We start from the raw sequence: 18,750 nt of genomic DNA on the forward strand, positions 1-18,750 counted from the left end.
ATGCTCGCGGTCGTCCGGCCCTCGGCGCGTGAAACCCGTGAAGCGGCCCTGCTGCGGGTCCTCGCGTGCGCGACCGTCGCCCTGGCGCCGGTCGAGGGCTACCTGACGGCCGTGCAGAGCCAGCTCGGCAAGGTCGCGCCCGCGCTGCTGACGGTGGCCTGGCTCGCGATCCGGGTCCGCCACCGGCAGCCGCCTCGCCCGACGCCGCTGCACGCGGTCCTCGCGCTCCTCGCCGTCGTCCTCGCGGTGACGGCGGCGCGGCACGCGGCCGGTCCGTTCACCGCCGAGTACACCCTGCGCTGGCTGCCGTTCCTGGTCGTCACCGCGGCGCTGGCGGACGTCGCGAGCCGCGAGGTCCCGATCCGGTGGCTGCTGCTGGCCGCGGCCGCCGGCGCCACCGTCGCCGGGGCGGGTGCCCTCTTCAGCCTGATCGCCGAGGGCGAAGCCCGCGCGAGCGGCCCGCAGCCGGACCCGAACGACCTGGCCTACTTCCTCGTCGCGGCGGTCCCCCTGCTCGCGGCGCTGCACCGCCGGGGGCGCGGGTTCGTCTTGACGGCCGCGGGCATCGTGCTGGTGGCCGGCGCGACGGCGACGTTCTCCCGCGGCGGTGCGCTGGGCCTGACCGCCGCGGTCGGCTGGCTGCTGGTGCGGCGGGTGCTGCCGTGGCGGGTGCTCGCCGCCGCGGCCGTGGCGGTCGCCGCGCTGGGGCTGGGCGCGTGGGCGTTCGCCGGGCCGCAGCTGGACCGGGCCCTGCAGGAGAAGAGCTTCATCGCCGCGTCCAATGTGGACACGAGGGAGCTGCGCTGGCAGGCGGCGGCCCGGATGCTGACCGCGCACCCGGTGCTCGGCGTCGGGCCCGGCGGGTTCCGCGAGCACTACGCCGCGGAGTCGCACAACGCCGAGGTCGACGAGCAGACCCCGGTGGCGCACAACATGTACCTCGAAGTCGCCGCGGAGCTGGGCCTGCCCGGGTTCGCGCTGTTCGCCGGGGTGGCCGCCACCGCCGCGGTGGCGAGCGAGCGGACGGTCCGGCGGGCCGGGCCCGGCCCGCGGCGGACGGAGGCGGTCGCCGTCCAGGCGTCGCTGCTCGCCGTCGCGGTCACCTCGACGTTCCTGTCCGAGCAGTACTACCTGCCGTTCTGGTCGCTGGCCGCGCTCGCCGTCGCGGCCGAAACCCGGATTCGCCGAGAAGGAGAGGGGAGCGCCGATGCGGGTGCTGCACGTGATCAGTGAAATGGGGGCGGGCGGGGCGGAAACGCTCGTCGCCGGCATGGTGGCCCGTGGCGAGGAGTACGGCTGGGTGTCCGCGGTCGCCAGCGGCGGCGGCTTCCGCGCCGACGCGCTGGCCGCGGACGGCATCCCGGCGTTCCCCGTGCCGCTCGCCCGCCGCAGCAAGGCGGGGGTGCTGCGGGCGGCGTGGGCCACCCGCCGGGCGATCGCGCGGTTCCGGCCCGACGTCGTGCTGGCCCACAACGTCGGCGCGAGCCTGGTGGCCCGCCTCGCGCTGGTCCCCGGACGGCGGCGGCCGCTGCTCACCGTCTTCCACGGCGTCGCCGACGAGGACTACCCCGCCGCGGCCCGGATCCTGCGCCGCACCTCCTCCCAGGTCGTCGCCGTCTCCGCCGCCACCGCGGACCGGCTGACGGCGTCGGGGCTGGACCGGCCGGTGGTGATCCGCAACGCCGTGTTCCCCCGGTCCCCGGTGTTCGGCCGCGCGGAGGTCCGCGCGTCCCTCGGGGTTCCGGAGCGGACGCCGGTCGCGCTCTGCCTGGCCCGGCTCGAACCGCAGAAGCGCCACGACGTGCTGCTGGACGCCTGGGCCGCGGTCGACGGCGACGCCGTGCTGTGGCTGGCCGGCGACGGCAGCCTGCGTGCGGACCTCGAGCGCCGTGCGCAGGCGCTGGGCCGCCGCATCGAGTTCCTCGGCACCCGCACGGACGTGCCGGACCTGCTCGCCGCGGCCGACGTCACCGTCCTCACCAGCGACTGGGAGGGCCTGCCGCTGGCGGTGCTGGAGTCGATGGCGGCCGGACGGCCGGCGGTCGCGACGGACGTCGGCGGGATCGGCGGGGTGCTGGCCGGCGGCGGCGGGATCGTGGTGCCGCCCGCGGATCCGGCGGCGACGGCCGCGGCGCTGAACCACCTGCTGTTCGACCCGGCGAGGCGGGAAACCGTGGCGGCCGAAGGGATCCGCGCCGTCGAACGCGACTACGACCCGCACACGCTCATGAAGTCCTACGACGAGTTGCTCCGAGGTGCCCGATGAAGTCCGTTGTCTCGAGCGTCGCCGCGGCGCTGCTGGTGGGTGCGCTCGTGCTGATCGTCGGCCTGACGCGCGACGCGGAGTACCAGGGCCGGGTGAGCCTGCTCGCCGGTCCCGCCGCGGCGGACGGCGCGCCATACGGCGAAGTCGTGTCGCTGGCGCTGCCCGCGCTGGTCGAGCTCGCGCGCAGCCCGTCGGTGCTGCAGGCGGCGGCCCCGGCGTCCGGGTATTCGCCCGACGAGCTCGCCGGGCACGTGTCGGTCGAGCTGGTCCCGGCGTCCGGCCTGGCGCGGCTCTCGGTGCGCGCGGCGACGGCGGAGCAGGCGGGCGCGACGGCGACGGCGCTGGGCAAGGCGATGATCGACGCGGACCTGCTCGCCCCGGCCGGCAAGCTCCGGACGCTCGACCCGCGGCCCGAGGTCGTCGCGGTGGCCCCGGACAAGCCGCTGGTGACCGGGCTGGCCCTGGTCGCCGCGATCGCGGCCGCGCTGGCGACGGCGGCGGTGCGCCGGCTGACGCCGGGAGCTGCGGGGCCGGGCCCGGTGCGCCGCGCACTGGTTGCGGCGGGGGTGCACCGCCCGGTGGCGGTGCTGCACGAGGACGACCCGGCGACCGGCGACCGGCTGGCGGTGCTGTGCCGCGCGGCCGGGCGGCCGGTTCGGGTGCTGCCGGTGGCGCCGGAGCTCTCCGAGACGGCGGCGAAGCTGGCGGCGGGGCTGCCGGAGGAGCAGGGAGACGGCGCTTCGGTGGTGGCGGTGGCCACGGCGGGACGGCACCAGGGTGAGCTGACCGCGGCGGTCGCTGTGCTGCCGGCGGACGCGGTGCTGGTGGCGGTGGTGCTGGCGTGACTACCTTGCAGCGCGCTGCGCTCGGCGGCCCAGCCCCGGAACAGCGCCCCACCCGCTCTGTGGCGGTGGTGCCGGCATGACCTCGCAACAGCGCGCTGCGCTCGGCGGCCCAGCCCCGGAACAGCGCCCCACCCGCTCCGCGGCGGTGGTGCCGGCATGACCTCGACGCAGAGCCCCGCTCTCACCCATCGCGGACTGTCCCCGAAGCAGCGTCTCGTCCTCCTCTTCGCGACCGTCGCCGGAGCCGTGAGCGCCTGGCACGCCCTGGCCCCTTCGTGGCAGGTCCCGCTGCCAACTCCCGCCGTCCTCGGGGAAGAACGGCTGCAGGACTTCCGGGACGCCCTCTACTTCCCGATCCGCGAATTCCTCGCCGGCGGCAACCCCTACGACCCCGCGGCGATGTTCGCGCACTGGCCGGTGCGGCAGGACTTCAACCTCTACCAGCCCTACCACCTCCTGCTGCACGCGCCGTTCGCGCTGCCGGGTTACCGGGCCGGTGCCGTCGCCTTCTCCGTCTTTTCGCTCCTGCTGCTGGTCGCGCTGGCCGCGTTGACCGCCCGTGCCGTCCGGCGGTACCTGCCGGTGCCGTTCGTGGTCACCACGGCGGTGGTCGCGGCGCTGCTGGTGACCAGCCAGGTCGGGAAGGCGCAGCTCTACGTCGGCCAGATCAACCCGCTGATCGCCCTCGGCGCGGCCGGGGCCCTGCTCGCCGCGCGGGACCGGCCGGGGTGGGCTTCGGTGGCGCTCGCGCTCGCGTGGCTGAAACCCCAGTACGGCTTTCCGCTGGCGGTCCTGTTGTTCGCCCGCGGCTCACGCCGGGTGGCGCTCGCGGGCACCGCGCTCGCCGCCGCCGCCAGCCTGCCGGTCGTCGTGCTCCTCGTTGTGCGCGGCGGCGGGGTCGGGCCGTTCCTCGACGTCGTCGTCGCGAACCTCACCCACGCGCGGGGCACCGACTACGGTGCGGTGGATTCCGTTACGGCCCAACGCATCGACGTCGCCGCCGTGCTGTTCCGCCTCACCGGCTGGGCGCCCTCCGGCGTCGAACTCGTGGTGCTCGCCGGGGTGCTCGTGACGAGCGCGCTGCTCATCCGCGCCGCCGCGGAGCCGGTCGCCGAGCTGCTGACCGTCCTCGCCGTGGTGGTCTGCGTGGTGCACCAGCCCGGCGACGTGCTGATCGCCGTGCCCGCGATGGCCACCGTCGCCGCGCTGTGGTGGCGCCACCGGGGCGAACCGGGCTGGAGCGCGGCCGGGCTCGCCGTCCTCGCGCTCGCCGTCCCCTTCGCCCATCTGTACACAGTGGACTCCGCCGTCGTCTCGCTGTTCGGGGCGCGGGCCGCGGTCACCGTGGACGGGGCCGCGGTGGTCGTCGCGTGGGGCCTGGCGGTGGTCGCCGCGAGGCGGGTGCGGGCCGCGTGACGACCACTCTCGGGACCCGCGCGGTCCGCGGCTCGCTGTGGCTGGGCGTGGTCAACCTCGTCAGCAAGAGCAGCCAGATGCTGGTCACGCTGGTGCTGGCGGCCCTGCTGACCGAGGGGCAGCTCGGGGCCGTGGCCCTGGCCGTCGCGCTGGTGAACCTCGGCCAGGTCGTCCAGTCGATCGGGGTCTACGACGTCATCGGCCGGACCGAAGGCGACCCGCGCCGGACGGCGGGCACGGTGCTCACGCTGAGCGTGGGCGCCGGGGTCGTGCTGGCCGTCGCGCTGGTGGCCACCGCCGGTCCGCTCACGGCGTTGCTCGGCACCCCGGACGCCGCCGGGCTGGTCCGGCTGGCCGCGCTCGGCCTGCCGTTCTCGGCCGCCGGCGGGGTGCAGATGGGCCTGATGCACCGGGAGCTGGACTTCCGGCGGCGGCTGCTGCCCGACGGCGGGAGCGCCGTGCTGGGTGCCGGGCTGACGGTCGTGCTCGCCGCGTGCGGCGCCGGGCCGGTGTCGCTGGTGCTCGGCCTGCTGGCCACGGCGGTGGCGCAGCCGCTGCTCGGCGCGCTGGCCCGCGGCGGGGTGCGGCCGTGCTGGGACGCCGCTGCCGCGCGGGAAGTGCTGCGCTGGGTGGCCGTCGTGGGGCCGGCCGCGGTGGTGGGCGCGCTGCTGGTCAACCTCGACTACTTCGCGGTGGGGCACGTGCTCGGGCCGGCCGCGGTCGGCGTCTACTCGCTGGCGTACCGGCTCGCCTGGGTGCCTTACATCATGGTGGCGGTGGTGCTGGGCGCGGTCGCCTTCCCGGTGTTCACGCGCTTGCGGCGCGAGGGAGCCCGGCTGGACGGGGCGGTCACCCGGTTCACCCGCGCGGTGCTCGTGGTGACCGGCGGGCTGTACCTGGTGCTGGCCGTCCTCGCCGACCGGGTCGTGCTGCTGGGCGAGCGGTGGGCGGGCGCGGCCGGCCCGCTCGTGCTGCTGTCCGGCTACGGCGTGGGGATCTGCGTGCTGCAGATCTGGTACCAGGCGGTGAAGGCGACCGGCCACGTCCGCCGGTACCTGGCGCTCGAGACGACGCACCTGGTCCTGCTCGCGGCCGGGCTGGCGCTGCTGACCCACGCCGGGATCGGTTCCGTCGCCGCGGTGCAGTGCGGCGCGGCGTGGCTGGTGGTGCCGCTCGCCTGGCGGGTGCTGTCCGGTCTTGGTGTGGCGCCGTCGGCGGCGGAGCTGGCCGGGATGGTCGTTCGCGTCGCGCTCGCTTGCTTCGCCGGAGCGGTGCCTGCGCTGGCTGTGGCGCGGTGGTTCGGGGACTCGCTGCCGGGGGCGGTCGCCGAAGCCGCGGTCTTGGTCGCCGGGTACGCCGGGGCGACGGCGCTGTTGCAGCGGACCGCGCTCGCGGAGCTGCGTCGAGGTGGTCTCCGATGAGGACGGTTTCGCCGGCGTCAGCCGCCGCTCGCCGAGGTGGTCTCCGATGAAGGTCGTGCACGTCTCCCAGCCCGTGACCGCGGGCGTCGCCGTCGTCGTCCTCGAACTCGCCGTGGCGCAGCGGGACCGCGGCTGGTCCGTCGCGATCGCCTGCCCGCCGGGCTGGCTCGGCGACCGCGCCCGCGAACTCGGGATCGAAGTCCGCGGCTGGGCCGCTCGCCGCGGGCCCGCTCCCCACACCGCCGCCGAAACCCTGCGGCTGCGGCGGCTGCTCACCGAACTCGATCCGGACGTCGTCCACCTGCACAGCTCCAAAGCCGGCCTCGCCGGGCGGCTGGCCGTGCGCGGCGGGCGGCCGACCGTGTTCCAGCCGCACCTGTGGTCCTTCGAGACGGCGAGCGGGCCGCTGCGCCGCGCGTCCGCCGCGTGGGAGCGCTTCGCGTCGCGGTGGACCGATCTTGTCGTCTGCGTGAGCGACGACGAACTCGCCGCCGGGCGGGCGGCGGGGGTGACGGCCGAAGCCGAAGTGGTCTGCAACGGCATCGACACCACCCGCTTCGTCCCCGGCGACCGGGCCGCCGCACGACGGCGGCTCGGGCTGCCCGAGCACGCGCCGATCGCCGTCTGCCTCGGCCGGCTGGCCGAACTCAAGGGCCAGGACCAGCTGCTGTCCGCGTGGCCGGACGTCCTGCGGCGGCTGCCGGACGCGCAGCTCGTCTTCGCCGGCGACGGGCCGCTGGGTCCCGTCTGGCGCGAACGGCACCCGGTGGCCGGGCACACGTCCGTGCGCTGGCCGGGCCACACCGACGATCCCGCGGCCTGGTACACCGCCGCGGACGTCGTCGTCCTGCCCTCCCGCGCCGAGGGCATGGCCCTGGTGCCGCTGGAGGCGATGGCGTGCGCACGGCCGGTCGTCGCGTTCGACGTCGGCGGGATGCGCCAGAGCGTCGCCGATGCGGGCGCGGTGCTGCCGCCCGGCGACCTCGGCCTGCTCGCCGAGGCCGTGGCCGCGCGCCTCGCCGATCCCGGACTGGCCCGGCGGGAAGGCGAGCGCGGCCGCCGCCGCGTGGAACTGTCCTTCGACCGGGGCCGGATGACCGATCAGATCGCCGCCCTCGTCGACAAACTCACCCCTTCGGAGCGCCTGTCGTGACTCGCATCGCCTATCTGCTCACCCAGGACCGGGGCGGCCCGGTGGACGTCACCGTGCGGCTGGCCGCGACGCTGGCCGCGGACGGCGTCGACGTCCGGGTCTTCGGTCCCGTGCCCGCGCGGGGAGCCGCGCTGCTCGACGGCCGGCACGAGGAACTGGCGGTGGCCGGCAAGGAAGACCTCGCCGCGGCGGGGCGGGCGCGGGCGGCGATCCGGGCGTGGCGGCCCGACGTGGTGCACGCGCAGGACCGGCGGGCGGGCCTGGTGATCGCGGGCCTGCGGTTCGCCCGCGGCCCGCGGCCCGCGCTGGTCCAGACCTACCACGGCGTGCCCGACGACGTCGCGGAGCCGTGGTTCCGCGGGGAGCGCGGGGCGGCCGGCCCGTCGGGCTACACGCGGACGGTGCTGACGGGGGACGCCGTCGTCGCCCGCGTCCTGGACCGCACGATCGTGCCGGCCGAGTCGATGGGAGCCTTCCTGTGCCGCCGCCTGCGGGTGCCCGCCGGACGGCTGGAGCACATCGACAACTGCGTCGAGCCGGCCGCGCCGGAGCCGCCGCGCGGGCCGGTGCGGCACCTCGTCTTCGCCGGGCTGCTGGTGGAGCGCAAGGGAATCCTCGACCTGCTGGCCGCGCTGGCCGTGCCGGGGGTGTTGCCGCCGGACGCCCGGCTGACGGTGGTCGGCGACGGCCCGCAGCGCGCGGCGGCGGAACGGGCCGCGCAGCGGTCACCGCTGGCCGGGCGCGTGACGTTCCTCGGCTTCCGGCCCGACGTCCCCGCCCTGCTCGCCGGCGCGGACGCGCTCGTCCTGCCGTCCACGATGGAGCAGCAGCCGCTGGTGGTGGCCGAAGCGATGGCCGCGGGCAAGCCCGTCCTGGCGACGGCGACCGGCGGCGTGCCCGCGATGCTCGATGTGCCGGGCGCGCCCTCGTTCCTGGCCCCGCCCGGCGACGTCCCGGCGCTCGCCGACCGGCTGCGGGCCCTGTTCGCGGAACCCGACCCCGCCCGCCTCGGCCGTCTCCTCGCCGAGCGCGCCCACGCCCGCTACCGCCCGGAGGCCTGCGCCCGCCGTCACCGGGATCTCTACGACCAGCTGACCGGCTCGCGGCGACCCGCCCAGCACGCGTGATGCCCCTTCAATCACGCGAGATGCCCTTCCGATCACGAGTGATGCCCGTTCGATCACCGGGCTCCGCGTGATCCGAGCCGGAATTCGCGTGATTGAAGGCGGAATTCGCGTGATTGGAGCCGGAACTCGCGTGATCGAAGGCGGAACTCGCGTGATGGGGAGGCATCACGATCACCGGGCCCAGAGTGAGCCGACCCGGAACTCGTCGCGGGTGACCCGCCAGGCACCCCGCTTCACGAGCTGCTGCGGATCGATCAGGATGGCCGCGTCCGCGGCTGCGAGCGTGAGCGGGGGCGGGGCCGGGGTGGACGTGGCGGTGCTCGACGTCGAGGTCGGCTTCGAGGTGGAAGTCGGCGTGGGAGTCGGGGTCGGGAGGGAAATCGATGCGCCGGCGGCGATCAGGTCTTCCGGCGGGACGACCGTCTGGGTGGACGCCGTGGTGTTGACCGCGACCCAGCCGTGGGTGAACGTCCGGGTCCAGACGCCGTTCGACAGCCTGCTGGCCGCGTCGATCGCCTCCCCGAGCCCGCTGTCCTGCAGCGTCGACCACTCCGGGTCGCGGTAGTCGTCGGTGGTCGCGCGGGTCCAGCACGTGCGGGGGCCGGCGAGCAGCGCCGCGCTCGCGTAGCCGGAGCGCTCCTCCCGCGCGTTGTGCGTGCGCGTCACCAGCAGCAGCATGGACTCGCCGAGCGCGGCCTGCGCGCGCAGTTCCTGGAACTCGTTGCCGCGGAAGGTCAGCAGCCCGCCGGTGCCGCCGTTCTCGCGGAACCCGAAGTTCTCCTCCATCGCGCCGCCGAAGCGGGAGTGCGCGGTCCAACGGCCCGGCAGCAAGTGCGTCTCGGACACATTGGGCACCAGCAGCTTGTCCGCGTTCGTGAGGGCGTCGCCTACCTTGGACAGGAACGCGTCCAGCCCGTCGCGGAGCTTGCGGTCGGTCTCCGCGACGTTCGCGGTGCCCGCGAGCACCGCCGACGAGTAGTGGCTCAGGGAGTTGAAGTCGTTGTCCGCCAGCACCCCGTCCCAGCCCTCGCGGGTCACCTCCCGGACGACGGCCTCGGTCCACGCCTGCTGGTAGGCCGGGTTCCACACCGTCATCTGCCAGTGCTTCGGGTAGCCCTGCCACTCGATCCGCCGCCCGTTGACGTCCTGGGCGAACCACTCGGGGTGGTGCTCCTGGGCGGCGACGTAGCCGATCCCGCTCGGCAGGAAGACCGCGTCCTGGCCGCCGTCGACCGCGCCCGCGTAGTTGCGCGTGCTGGACAAGTCCTTGTACACCAGGACCTTCACGCGCGGGTTGAGCTGGCGCAGGCGGCGCATGGCCGCGCCCTGGTCGGCGTTGAGCACGACGACCTGGTACCGCTTGGCGGCCAGCTCGATCTCCTGCGACGTCGGCGGCTGGCCGATCCCGTACCACCACGCGCACGGCGCCAGCGGCTTCGGCGGCGGCGCCGAGATCTCCTGCGCCGAGCTGGTGGCGCACCCGGTCAGGCAGGCGGCCACCAGCACGAGCCCGGCTGTCCAGCGCGCCGCCGGGTGATCACGCATCAGCGTTGCCTTCGGCACAGCAGTTCTCCCACCGTGAGAATGATGATCTTGACGTCCAGCCAGAGGGACCAGTTCGCGATGTAGTAGTTGTCGTAGCGGGCGCGGTCGGCGATCGAGGTGTCGCCGCGCAGGCCGTGCACCTGCGCCAGGCCGGTGAGCCCGGTCGGCACGCGGTGCCGGGCCCAGTAGAGGTCGTGGACGGCGGAAAACTCGTGCACGAACACCGGCCGCTCCGGCCGCGGGCCGACCAGCGACATCTCCCCGCGCACGACGTTCCACAGCTGCGGCAGCTCGTCCAAAGAGGACCGCCGCAGGAAGCGGCCGACCGGGCCGACCCGCCGGTCCCCCGCGACCGACCAGCGGGTCTGCGAATCGTCGACGGCGGCCTGCCGCACGCTGCGCAGCTTGTAGAGCACGAACGTGCCGCCGTCCATCCCGACCCGCACCTGCCGGAAGAACACCGGGAACCCGCTCTCCACCGCAACCGCGAGCGCGCAGACCGCGATGACCGGCGCGAGCAGGACGAGCGCGGCCGCGGCCAGCGTGGTCTCGACCGCACGCTTGACCCACCAGCTCGGACGGCGGGTCGGCGCGCCGCCCAGCCACACCAGCGGGTAACTGCGGAGGCGGTCGACCCCCGGCCCGTCCGGGCAGAGCTCGAACAGGTGCGGCAGCACCAGGGTGACGCAGCCGAGGCGGTGGGCGGTGATAGCGGCGTCGACGATGGCGCCGTCGCTCTCGTCGGCGGGGGCGAGGATCACCGTGCCCGCGCGCAGCCGGGCGATGGCGCCGGTGAGGTCGCCGTCGATCCGCTCGACCGGCAGGCCGGGGGGCACCGGGTCCGGGCCGGACGCCGCGACGCCGACCGGGAGCAGCCCGAACTCCGGGTGCTCCAGCATGGTGCGGACCAGTTCGCCGCCGATCCGGCCGGACCCCACCACCACGGCCCGGTCGCAGCGCCGCAGCCGGCGGCGGCCCCACCGGCCGAACGCGAAGACCGCCGGGCGGACGGCTTCGCTGAGCACGGCGAAGCACAGGACCAGCTCCTGCATGCGCGCCGTGTCGGCACCGTCCATCCCGGCCACCAGCCCGAAGCCGGTGACGAGCGCGAACGCCAGCGCGGTGGCGGTGACCGAGCGCGGCAGGTCCTGCAGCCAGGAGAGCCAGAGGCGGCGGCGGTGGACCCGGCCGGCCACCCTGGCCCCCGCGAGCGCCGCGGCGGTCACCACCGCGCACGCCGGCCCCGCGCCGGTCCGCAGCACCGCGGTCAGCCAGGCGGCGCCGTCGACGGCGACGAGCAGCACGGCCACGGCGTTGACCCGGGCGAGGAGCGGACGGGAGCGGACGGCGTCCCGCGGCCGGTCGCCCGGCCGGACGCGCCGCTGGGCCGGCACCGGTTCGGCGACGACCGTGTCCTTGAGTTCAGTCACCGGTCTCGACCTCTTCTTGACATGAGGGTTCCATTCTCGCTTTCTTCACGACTCAGCCATTCGAGGCAACACCGACCCTATTGGGTGAAATTTTGCCGCATCCCGCAAAAAGCCACCCAATCGAGCAGTTTTTGCCACTCGATCCGGTGATTCCGGGAAACCCCAAGTAGTTCTGATGACGCCCATCCTTCCGGGGGACTTCCGCGGCCACTAAAGAAACCACACAACATAGCCGAATAGGACAGGACGGCCGCACCAAACCCGATTCCGGCCGGGTGACGAGCACAACCAGACGAGGGGAACCGTGGCGCGCGAAGAGACCACCCTGGCCACACTGTCCGAACCGGACCGCACCGGCGGCCGGACCGGCGGACGGGCGCACGTCGTGCTGCCCGCGTTCAACGAAGAAGCGTCCCTGCCGCCGCTGCTGCGCCGGCTGGCCGACGTGGCCCGCACCGAGCAGGTCACCGTCTGGGTCGTCGACGACGGCTCCGCCGACGCCACGGTCGCCGTGGCCGGCTCGGGCTACGGCGACCTCGACGTCCGCGTCGTGCGGCACCTGGTGAACCTCGGGCTCGGCCGCGCCGTGCAGTCCGGGCTCCGGGCGGCGCTGGAGGAAGCCGGGCCCGACGACATCGTCGTCGTGATGGACGCCGACGACACGCACGACCCGGCGCTGATCCGCGCGCTGCAAGCGGAGATCACCGCCGGCGCGGACGTCGCCATCTGCTCCCGGTTCGTCCCGGGCGGCGACGACCGGACCGCCCCGTTCGGGCGGCGGCTGCTCTCCCGCGGTGCGGCGCAGCTGTTCCACCGCGCCCTCGACGTCGACGGCGTCCGCGACTTCACCAGCGGCTACCGCGCCTACCGGGCTTCGCTGCTGTCGCGCGCCTGCGCGCACTGGGGCGAACGGCTCATCGAGGAACAGGGCTTCGCCTGCATGGTGGAGCTGCTGCTCAAGCTCCGCCACTGCCGTCCGGTGATCACCGAGGTCCCGCTGGCCCTGCGGTACGACCGCAAGCAGGGGCCCAGCAAGCTGAAGCTGCGGCGGACCGTCGTGCAGTACGTGAAGTTGCTCGCCCGCGACCGGCTCAGCCCGGCGCCCTACCGGAAGCTGTGACCCCGGTGACCGACCCGACCACCCCCACGCACGTCGCCGTCATCGGCGGCGGCATCTGCGGCCTCGCCGCCGCCCACCGCCTCGCCCGCCGCGGCACCCGCGTGACCCTGCTGGAAAGCAGCGACCAGCTCGGCGGCCTCGGCACGTTCTTCGCCCACGGCGACCGGTGGGTCGAGCGCTTCTACCACTGCATCATGCCCACCGACGCGAGCCTGCTGGCGCTGCTGGGCGAACTGGGCCTGCGGGACGCGGTGCAGTGGCGCGACACGACGATGGGCATGATCGTCGACGGACGGCGCCACCCGTTCAACTCCGCGCTCGACCTGCTCCGGTTTTCCGCGCTGCGGCTGCCCGACCGCGTCCGCTTCGGTGTGGTTTCGCTGCTGCTGCGGCGCTTGGGGCAGGGCCGCGACCTCGACACGCTCCGCACCGAGGACTGGCTGCGCGGGCTCTACGGCGACGTCGTCTGGGAGCGGCTCTTCGCGCCGATGTTCGGCTCGAAGTTCGGGCCGTCCTTCGGGGACGTCCCCGCCCTGTACCTGTGGCAGCGGCTGGGCCGCGAACGCAACGTCGCCACCCGCGGGTACCCGGACGGCGGTTACAAGACGATCATCGACGCGCTGCGGACGTCGATCGAGCGGGCCGGCGGGGTGGTGCGAACGTCCACGCCGGTCCGGCGGCTGCACAGCACCGGCGGCCGCTCGGTCCTCACCTTGACGGGCGGCGAGGTCTTCGACGCCGACCACGTCGTCTCCACCGTGCCGCTGCCCCTGCTGCGCCGCATCGCCGACGACGCGCTCGCCGCCCGGCTGCCCACGACCGACCTGCCCTACCAGGGCGTGGTCACCGGCGTGTTCTTCCTCCGGCGGCCGGTCACCGAGCACTACTGGACACCGGTGCTGCACTCGGGCACCGAGTTCGACGGCGTCGTCGCGATGTCCGCGCTGGCCGGCGACCACGACGGCCGCCACCTCGTGTACGTCATGCACTACACCGACCGCGACTCGCAGCTGTACCTCGACGACGACGCGGCGATCGCGGCGCGCTGGTCGGCGCAGCTGCGGGGGCTGTACCCGGAGCTCGGCGCCGACGGCATCGAGGAGGTGCGGGTGTTCAAGGCGCCGTTCGTGGAACCGGTGTACCCGCTGGGGTACCTGGCCGCCCGCCCGCCGGTGACGGTGGAGGGGACGAACCTCCTGCTCGCCACGACCGCCCACGTCTACCCGGACGTGACGAGCTGGAACTCGAGCGTCGCCCTCGCGGAGGAGGTCACGGGCCGGATCGTCCCGACGGATCAGCCGGCGGTCGGCACGCCGGTCCGGTGATCGAGCAGGACGTCGAGGGCGGCCACGATCCGGGCGGTCGCGGACCCGTCGCCGTACGGTGACGGGAGGTTGCGCAGGCGCTCCCGGTGGCCGACCACGTCGTCGAGCCACCGGGCGACCTCCGTGCCGATCGCCGGCCCCGGCAGCACGCGCGTGCCGAACGTGCCGTCGATCTCGGGCCGCTCGGTGCTGCGGCGCACCACGACCACCGGTCGCTTCAGGACACTCGCTTCTTCTTGGATGCCACCGGAATCCGAGACGATCACCGCGGCTTCCGCGGCCAGCGCGAGGAACGCCGGGTAGGCCTGGGGCTCCAGCTCGACCAGCGGGTCCAGCAGGGGCCGCAGCCCGGCCGCCTCGATGCTCTTGGCCGTGCGGGGGTGCAGGGGGAACACCACCGGCAGCGGCAGGCGGCCCAGCTCGCGCAGGATCACCGCCAGCCGCGCGGGGTCGTCGACGTTCTCCGGGCGGTGGATCGTGGCCAGCACGAACCGGTCCCGCTCCAGTCCCCGTGCCGCCAGCACGGCCCACCGGTCTTCGGCGGACGGGAGCGCGGTCTGCAGCGCTTCGACGACGGTGTTGCCGGTGACGGCGATCCGGTCCGCGGGCACGTTTTCCGCCAGCAGGTTCGCGCGGTTGAGCTCGGTCGGCGCGCAGCACAGGTCGGCGAGGTGGTCGATCAGCACGCGGTTGTGCTCTTCGGGCATCGCGCGGTCGTGGCTGCGCAGCCCGGCTTCGACGTGCACCAGCGGCAGGTCGTGCGCGTTGGCCGCCAGCGCGCCGGCGAGCGCGGACGTCGTGTCGCCCTGCACGACCACCACCCGGCCGGGCCGGTCCGCCAGCACCTCGTCGACCGCGCTGACCGTCCGGCCGAGCTGGCCGCCGCGGCGGCCGGCGCCGACCCCCAGTTCGTGGAACCGGTCGGACGGCGGCAGGTCCGCGCGGATGCGCGAGTACAGCGACCGGTCGTAGTGCTGTCCGGTGTAGACGACGGCGCACCCGTCGCCGAACGCCCGCATCAGCGGGGCCAGCTTGATCAGCTCCGGCCGCGTGCCGCAGACGAGGGTGACGCCCCCGGTTCCGGCCGGCCGCACGGCCGGGGAATTCCCGGCGGCTTCACGGAAATCTGCGGTGGTCGTCGGCATGCGGTGGGTCCTTTCGGGCGATGAGTTCGCCGAAGGCTACTCACCGGAACCGCGGAACCCGTGGCGACTCAGTCGATCGAGTGACGACACGGTGTCGCTCCCGGGAAATGCGGACGCTCTAGAATGGGCCTCTCGGAATACCGGACAGGACGGTCCCGCTCTTGCTCAAGAAATTCGCGGTACTGGCGCTGGTCGCGCTTTCGGTCACCGCCTCCGCCACCGCACCCGGTGCCGCGCCGGGTCCGGACTACCTGCTCCCCGATCTGCGCCAGGCCCCGCCGGGCTGCGCCGGCGGCAGTACCGGCGAACTCCTGCAGTGCACCGCCTGGGACGTGTGCCCGGTGATCGATCCCGCCGCGCCGAACGGCCGCTGCGTCGCGCCGTCCGTGGCGAAGGCCGTCCGGCTGCGGTTCACCAGCTCGGAAGAGAACATCGGCGACGGACCGCTGCTGCTCTACGGCCGCCGCGACAGCACGAAGCAGGAAACGATGACCGTCCGGCAGGCGCTGCGCACCGGCACGGACGGCTCGATCCCGGGCAGCTACCCGGCAGCGCAACGCGCGACCGGGGCCTTCACGTACTACGAGCCGGCCCTCGCCCACCAGCACTGGCACCTGATGAACTTCGAGCACTTCGCGCTGGTTTCCCAGCAGGGCAAAACCGTCGTCACCGACCGCAAGAACGGCTTCTGCCTCGGCGACCGGTTCCGCGTGCACGACATCGGCAGGCTGTCCCACGTCCCGGGCGCCACCGGCCCCGACGCGCAGCTCGCCGAAACCCTGCGCGACAACATGTGCCGCCACCACGAACCGACCGCCCTCGACGTGCTCGAGGGGATCTCGGTCGGCGCCGGCGACGACTACAAGTACACCGTGGACTTCCAGTGGCTGGACATCACCAATGTGCCGGCGGGGACGTACGACCTGGTGAACACGGTGAACGCCGACCGGACGCTGCTGGAGACGAACTACCGCAACAACTCCTCGGCCATCGCTTTGTCGATCGCGTGGCCGCTGGGGATGCCGGGCCGGGACAGCATCGCGGCGGCTCCGGTTGTCACGTTCCTGCGCAGCTGCCCCGGTCAGCCCCGCTGCACCTGAGGCGGCGCGAGGCTCGGTTCGGGAGTGGCGGACCGCCGAGGTGGAGCAGGCGGCCGGCCACCGACGCCGAGGTCATCGGGTGGCGGCGCCGTGATTCCGCGGCGCCTGAGCCGCTACCAGGGGCGGCCCGCCACGAGGCGGGCCGTGAAGCCGGTGTCGTCGCGGTGCAGGGTGACCTGGCTGCAGATCTGGTGGGCGATCCACAGCCCGCGGCCACCGGTGGTGCGGTCCGCCGGCAGGAGACCCGCGAACGGGTCGGTGGGGCCTTCTCCCGCGTCGTGCACCGAGACGACCATCTTCGCCTCCCCCGCCCAGATGCGGACCCGGACCGGGGGGGGTGGCCGTGGCGCAGCGCGTTGTCCACGAGCTCGCTCACCGCGAGGACGAGGTCGTCCACCTCGGCCGCGGGCAGGTCGGCCGGGGCGGTGGCCACGACGGCCCGGCGCGCGTCCGCGGGCCGGGGGTCGGCGAGCTCGGCCAGCGGTGCGGTCAGCTCGATCGGGAGCGGCGTCATCGGCCGGGGGCCGGCCAGGAAGGACCGCGGGTCGACGTAGCCGGTGTTGGTGTGGTGCCCGCCGCCGGGGGTGGCGACGAAGGGGTGGGTGCGGGCGACGTCGTCGAGCACGTGCCGCGGCGTCGTGCGGGTGTCGTACGCGCACATGCTGCGCAGGGGGAACTCACCGTAGGCGTGGTTGACCGCCGACTCGTAGCGGGCCCAGCCGTCCCAGGCGGCGCCGATCGCGGCCGGCGGGATCTCGCCGAAGATGCGGATCCCGGCCGCGCCGCCGTCGACGAAGCCGGCCATCATCGCGCGGTAGGACTTGATCGCGGCGGCGGGCCGCACGTAGAGGTCGCCGGTGGCGAGGTACTCCACCGGCGCGGACGGCGGGAGGGCGCCGCGCACCAGTTCGGCGCGTTCCGGCTCCAGCGACACGAGGGTCGGCTCCCCCGCGGCGAGCCCGCCCTCCAGGAACGGCACGGCGACGCCGAGCAGCTCCTCGTCGCGGGTGTAGTGGACGGCGGCGTGGTCGTAGCCCCGGTCGACGCTCACGCGGCGCGCTCCACGCGCACGCCGGTCAGGTCGAGCAGCTCGACGAGCCGGCCGGCCGTGGACAACCGCGTCCGCAGGACCACCGTGGCGTCGTGCCGCCCGGCGTAGTCGGCCAGCGCGACCAGGCTGCGGTGGTCGACGAAGCCGAGGCCGGTGGCGTCGATCTCGATCGTGCCCGCCGTGGCCCGCAGGCCGGCGCGCTCCAGGGCCGGCGGCCAGAGCCGGCGGGCCTCCAGGTCCAGCTCCCCGTCCAGCGCGGCGGCGCTGCCGTCCCGCGGGTGACCGTGCAGGTGGAACGGCGCCCCGCCCTCGTGGGCGCGGGGGTGCATGCAGGCGAGCTGCGCGACGACTTCGCGGCCGAGCTCGATCAGGTCGTAGCCGCACATCGCCGACATCGGGTGACCGGCCATGTACCGGTCCACCAGGTGCTCATAGCGGGCGAAGGCGTCCAGCTGGGCCGGGGTGCGCACCAGCGACGTCGCATCGGCCGCGACCCGCAGCCCGGTGAACCCGGCCGCCAGCGCTTCGGAGGTCGCCGCGGCGTAGAGCTCGACCTGGCCGGCAGGATCGACGACGGCGCCCGTGGGGTAGGTCGCGTCCACCGAGGCGACCTGGACCGCACCGCGTTCCAGGCCCTCGCGGCACCCTTCGTGCCCCCGGAGTTCCCTGGTCAGCGCGGCCTCGTCACCCGCGGCGACGTAGAGCACGCGCTCGCCGGCCGCCAGGCCCTCGGCCAGGAACTCCTGGGCGTGGGCGACGAACTCAGCGCGTTGCCGGTAGCCGCGGCACACGTGGTCGCGGACCGATCCGCGGTCCCGCTGGGTCGGCATCAGCACGGACCGAGACTACGCCGCCGGACCGGCACCCGTCGTTCCCGCCCGGACGCCGGGGTCGCGGACCTCGGCCGCCGGTTTCGCGCAGACGCAGAACAGGTTGCCCTCGGGGTCGGTCAGGACGACCCAGTCGTCGGCCGGGTCGTCGTCGACGTGGCGCACGAACCGCGCGCCCAGGCCAACCAGCCTGGCGACCTCGTGCTGCTGGTCGTCGGCGTAGAGGTCCAGGTGCATCTGGTCGCGCGCCGACACCGGCGTCGAGGAGCGCTGCAGCGAGAGGTTGACGTACGGGCCGCGCAGGAGGCGGAAGTCACTGTCCTCGGACACCGGCCGCAGGCCCAGCGCCGCGCACCAGAACCGGCTCATGGTGTCCAGATCGGTGCAGTTGATCACCGTGCTGCCCAGCCTGATGGCCATGGCCGTCCCTCCGTCCCGCGAAGACGCCGAGCCGCAGCGTAGTGCGGCCCGCCACCGGCTGCCTGCTCAACGGGCCTGCAGCACCTCACCGGCTCCGCTGGTGCAGGTAAGCCGCGATCCGCACCCGCAACGCGCGGACGTCGGCCAGCGCCAAGGTGAACGAACCGGCCGGCCGGTAGCCCGGCTCGGGACGGGCCGGGTCGCACACGCAGCGCGGCTCGCGACCTGCCGCTCAACCGGCCGCGGCCCGGGCGGGAGCCGCACGACCTCACCCGCTCCGCTGGTGCAGGTAGGCCGCGATCCGCACCCGCAACGCGCGGACGTCGGCCAGCGCCAACGTGAACGAACCGGCCGGCCGGTAGCCCGGCTCGGGACGGGCCGGGTCGCACACGCAGCGCGGCTCGCGACCTGCCGCTCAACCGGCCGCGGCCCGGGCGGGAGCCGCACGACCTCACCCGCTCCGCTGGTGCAGGTAGGCCGCGATCCGCACCCGCAACGCGCGGACGTCGGCCAGCGCCAACGTGAACGAACCGGCCGGCCGGTAGCCCGGCTCGGC

Annotated in this window: 18 protein-coding genes and 1 pseudogene; 10 read left to right on the plus strand and 9 right to left on the minus strand. The window is 74.6% G+C overall.

Annotated elements, in window-relative coordinates; genetic code table 11:
* From Q5425_RS26575 to Q5425_RS26605, 7 genes are all read left to right on the plus strand, one after another.
* Positions 1-1,233, plus strand: coding sequence for an O-antigen ligase family protein (locus Q5425_RS26575; RefSeq protein WP_308675084.1), 1,233 nt, complete (start codon positions 1-3; stop codon positions 1,231-1,233).
* A complete protein-coding gene (locus Q5425_RS26580; RefSeq protein WP_308675031.1) occupies positions 1,208-2,266 on the plus strand; it encodes a glycosyltransferase in 1,059 nt (352 codons plus the stop codon). The genes Q5425_RS26575 and Q5425_RS26580 overlap by 26 nt, the downstream gene beginning before the upstream one ends.
* A complete protein-coding gene (locus Q5425_RS26585) occupies positions 2,263-3,111 on the plus strand; it encodes a hypothetical protein (protein ID WP_308675032.1) in 849 nt (282 codons plus the stop codon). The genes Q5425_RS26580 and Q5425_RS26585 overlap by 4 nt, the downstream gene beginning before the upstream one ends.
* Positions 3,112-3,267: 156 nt before the next feature.
* Positions 3,268-4,527, plus strand: a complete 1,260-nt coding sequence (locus tag Q5425_RS26590; protein WP_308675033.1) for a glycosyltransferase 87 family protein — start codon at positions 3,268-3,270, stop codon at positions 4,525-4,527.
* On the plus strand, positions 4,524-5,948 hold the full coding sequence (locus tag Q5425_RS26595) for an oligosaccharide flippase family protein (RefSeq protein WP_308675034.1): 1,425 nt from the start codon (positions 4,524-4,526) through the stop codon (positions 5,946-5,948). The genes Q5425_RS26590 and Q5425_RS26595 overlap by 4 nt, the downstream gene beginning before the upstream one ends.
* 46 nt (positions 5,949-5,994) lie before the next feature.
* Complete coding sequence (locus Q5425_RS26600) at positions 5,995-7,101, plus strand: glycosyltransferase (protein WP_308675035.1); 1,107 nt, start codon at positions 5,995-5,997, stop codon at positions 7,099-7,101.
* Positions 7,098-8,228: a glycosyltransferase family 4 protein gene (locus Q5425_RS26605; RefSeq protein WP_308675036.1), complete on the plus strand. Its 1,131-nt coding sequence runs from the start codon at positions 7,098-7,100 to the stop codon at positions 8,226-8,228. Before Q5425_RS26600 ends, Q5425_RS26605 begins: the two co-directional genes overlap by 4 nt.
* A 171-nt stretch (positions 8,229-8,399) precedes the next feature.
* On the opposite strand, the gene Q5425_RS26610 is transcribed toward Q5425_RS26605, so the two are convergent.
* Together Q5425_RS26610 and Q5425_RS26615 are read right to left on the minus strand one after the other, a co-directional pair.
* Positions 8,400-9,773 carry a putative glycoside hydrolase family 15 protein gene (locus Q5425_RS26610; protein WP_308675037.1) on the minus strand — a complete coding sequence of 458 codons (1,374 nt, stop codon included), beginning with the start codon at positions 9,771-9,773 and terminating at the stop codon, positions 8,400-8,402.
* Entirely contained in the window at positions 9,773-11,203 is a 1,431-nt protein-coding gene (locus Q5425_RS26615) for an exopolysaccharide biosynthesis polyprenyl glycosylphosphotransferase (protein WP_308675038.1), read from the minus strand. The genes Q5425_RS26610 and Q5425_RS26615 overlap by 1 nt, the downstream gene beginning before the upstream one ends.
* Positions 11,204-11,507: 304 nt before the next feature.
* Between Q5425_RS26615 and Q5425_RS26620 the strand changes: the two genes are divergently transcribed.
* Both Q5425_RS26620 and Q5425_RS26625 read left to right on the plus strand, forming a co-directional pair.
* Complete coding sequence (locus tag Q5425_RS26620; protein ID WP_308675039.1) at positions 11,508-12,323, plus strand: glycosyltransferase; 816 nt, start codon at positions 11,508-11,510, stop codon at positions 12,321-12,323.
* A 5-nt stretch (positions 12,324-12,328) separates the two neighbouring features.
* Positions 12,329-13,648: an NAD(P)/FAD-dependent oxidoreductase gene (locus tag Q5425_RS26625; protein ID WP_308675040.1), complete on the plus strand. Its 1,320-nt coding sequence runs from the start codon at positions 12,329-12,331 to the stop codon at positions 13,646-13,648.
* Here the strand turns inward: Q5425_RS26625 and wecB are convergent.
* On the minus strand, positions 13,618-14,793 hold the full coding sequence (gene wecB / locus Q5425_RS26630) for a non-hydrolyzing UDP-N-acetylglucosamine 2-epimerase (RefSeq protein ID WP_308675041.1): 1,176 nt from the start codon (positions 14,791-14,793) through the stop codon (positions 13,618-13,620). The two genes, Q5425_RS26625 and wecB, sit on opposite strands and share 31 nt — an antisense overlap.
* A 161-nt stretch (positions 14,794-14,954) precedes the next feature.
* Here wecB and Q5425_RS26635 point away from each other — a divergent pair, with 161 nt between their 5' ends.
* The gene (locus Q5425_RS26635) at positions 14,955-15,893 is read left to right on the plus strand and encodes a lysyl oxidase family protein (protein WP_308675042.1); all 939 of its coding nucleotides are present in this window, start codon (positions 14,955-14,957) and stop codon (positions 15,891-15,893) included.
* Positions 15,894-16,006: 113 nt separating this feature from the next.
* Here the strand turns inward: Q5425_RS26635 and Q5425_RS45805 are convergent, their stop codons facing one another.
* The 6 genes and pseudogenes from Q5425_RS45805 to Q5425_RS26660 form a co-directional block, all read right to left on the minus strand.
* Entirely contained in the window at positions 16,007-16,189 is a 183-nt protein-coding gene (locus Q5425_RS45805; protein WP_396135249.1) for a hypothetical protein, read from the minus strand.
* 359 nt (positions 16,190-16,548) lie between these two features.
* Positions 16,549-16,944 (minus strand): annotated as a pseudogene (locus Q5425_RS45810) (MEDS domain-containing protein); the annotation flags it as partial.
* Positions 16,941-17,774, minus strand: coding sequence for an MEDS domain-containing protein (locus Q5425_RS26645; RefSeq protein ID WP_308675085.1), 834 nt, complete (start codon positions 17,772-17,774; stop codon positions 16,941-16,943). The gene Q5425_RS26645 and the pseudogene Q5425_RS45810, both read right to left, overlap by 4 nt.
* A 15-nt stretch (positions 17,775-17,789) precedes the next feature.
* On the minus strand, positions 17,790-18,194 hold the full coding sequence (locus Q5425_RS26650) for a VOC family protein (protein WP_308675044.1): 405 nt from the start codon (positions 18,192-18,194) through the stop codon (positions 17,790-17,792).
* A gap of 85 nt (positions 18,195-18,279) precedes the next feature.
* Complete coding sequence (locus tag Q5425_RS26655) at positions 18,280-18,402, minus strand: hypothetical protein (protein ID WP_308675045.1); 123 nt, start codon at positions 18,400-18,402, stop codon at positions 18,280-18,282.
* Between the two features lie 60 nt (positions 18,403-18,462).
* Positions 18,463-18,585 (minus strand): hypothetical protein, encoded by a 123-nt coding sequence (locus Q5425_RS26660; protein WP_308675046.1) that lies wholly within the window; start codon positions 18,583-18,585, stop codon positions 18,463-18,465.
* Positions 18,586-18,750 lie beyond the last annotated feature (165 nt).

The sequence above is a fragment of the Amycolatopsis sp. A133 genome, assembly GCF_031082405.1.
Classification (GTDB): domain Bacteria; phylum Actinomycetota; class Actinomycetes; order Mycobacteriales; family Pseudonocardiaceae; genus Amycolatopsis.

What these genes read in the sequence shown, in the direction of transcription:
- Q5425_RS26575 (WP_308675084.1), top strand. Translation starts at nt 1, where the DNA reads ATGCTCGCGGTCGTCCGGCCCTCGGCGCGTGAAACCCGTGAAGCGGCC.
- Q5425_RS26580 (WP_308675031.1), top strand. Translation starts at nt 1,208, where the DNA reads ATGCGGGTGCTGCACGTGATCAGTGAAATGGGGGCGGGCGGGGCGGAA.
- Q5425_RS26585 (WP_308675032.1), top strand. Translation starts at nt 2,263, where the DNA reads ATGAAGTCCGTTGTCTCGAGCGTCGCCGCGGCGCTGCTGGTGGGTGCG.
- Q5425_RS26590 (WP_308675033.1), top strand. Translation starts at nt 3,268, where the DNA reads ATGACCTCGACGCAGAGCCCCGCTCTCACCCATCGCGGACTGTCCCCG.
- Q5425_RS26600 (WP_308675035.1), top strand. Translation starts at nt 5,995, where the DNA reads ATGAAGGTCGTGCACGTCTCCCAGCCCGTGACCGCGGGCGTCGCCGTC.
- Q5425_RS26610 (WP_308675037.1), bottom strand. Translation starts at nt 9,773, where the DNA reads ATGCGTGATCACCCGGCGGCGCGCTGGACAGCCGGGCTCGTGCTGGTG.
- wecB (WP_308675041.1), bottom strand. Translation starts at nt 14,793, where the DNA reads ATGCCGACGACCACCGCAGATTTCCGTGAAGCCGCCGGGAATTCCCCG.
- Q5425_RS45805 (WP_396135249.1), bottom strand. Translation starts at nt 16,189, where the DNA reads ATGGTCGTCTCGGTGCACGACGCGGGAGAAGGCCCCACCGACCCGTTC.
- Q5425_RS26645 (WP_308675085.1), bottom strand. Translation starts at nt 17,774, where the DNA reads ATGCCGACCCAGCGGGACCGCGGATCGGTCCGCGACCACGTGTGCCGC.
- Q5425_RS26650 (WP_308675044.1), bottom strand. Translation starts at nt 18,194, where the DNA reads ATGGCCATCAGGCTGGGCAGCACGGTGATCAACTGCACCGATCTGGAC.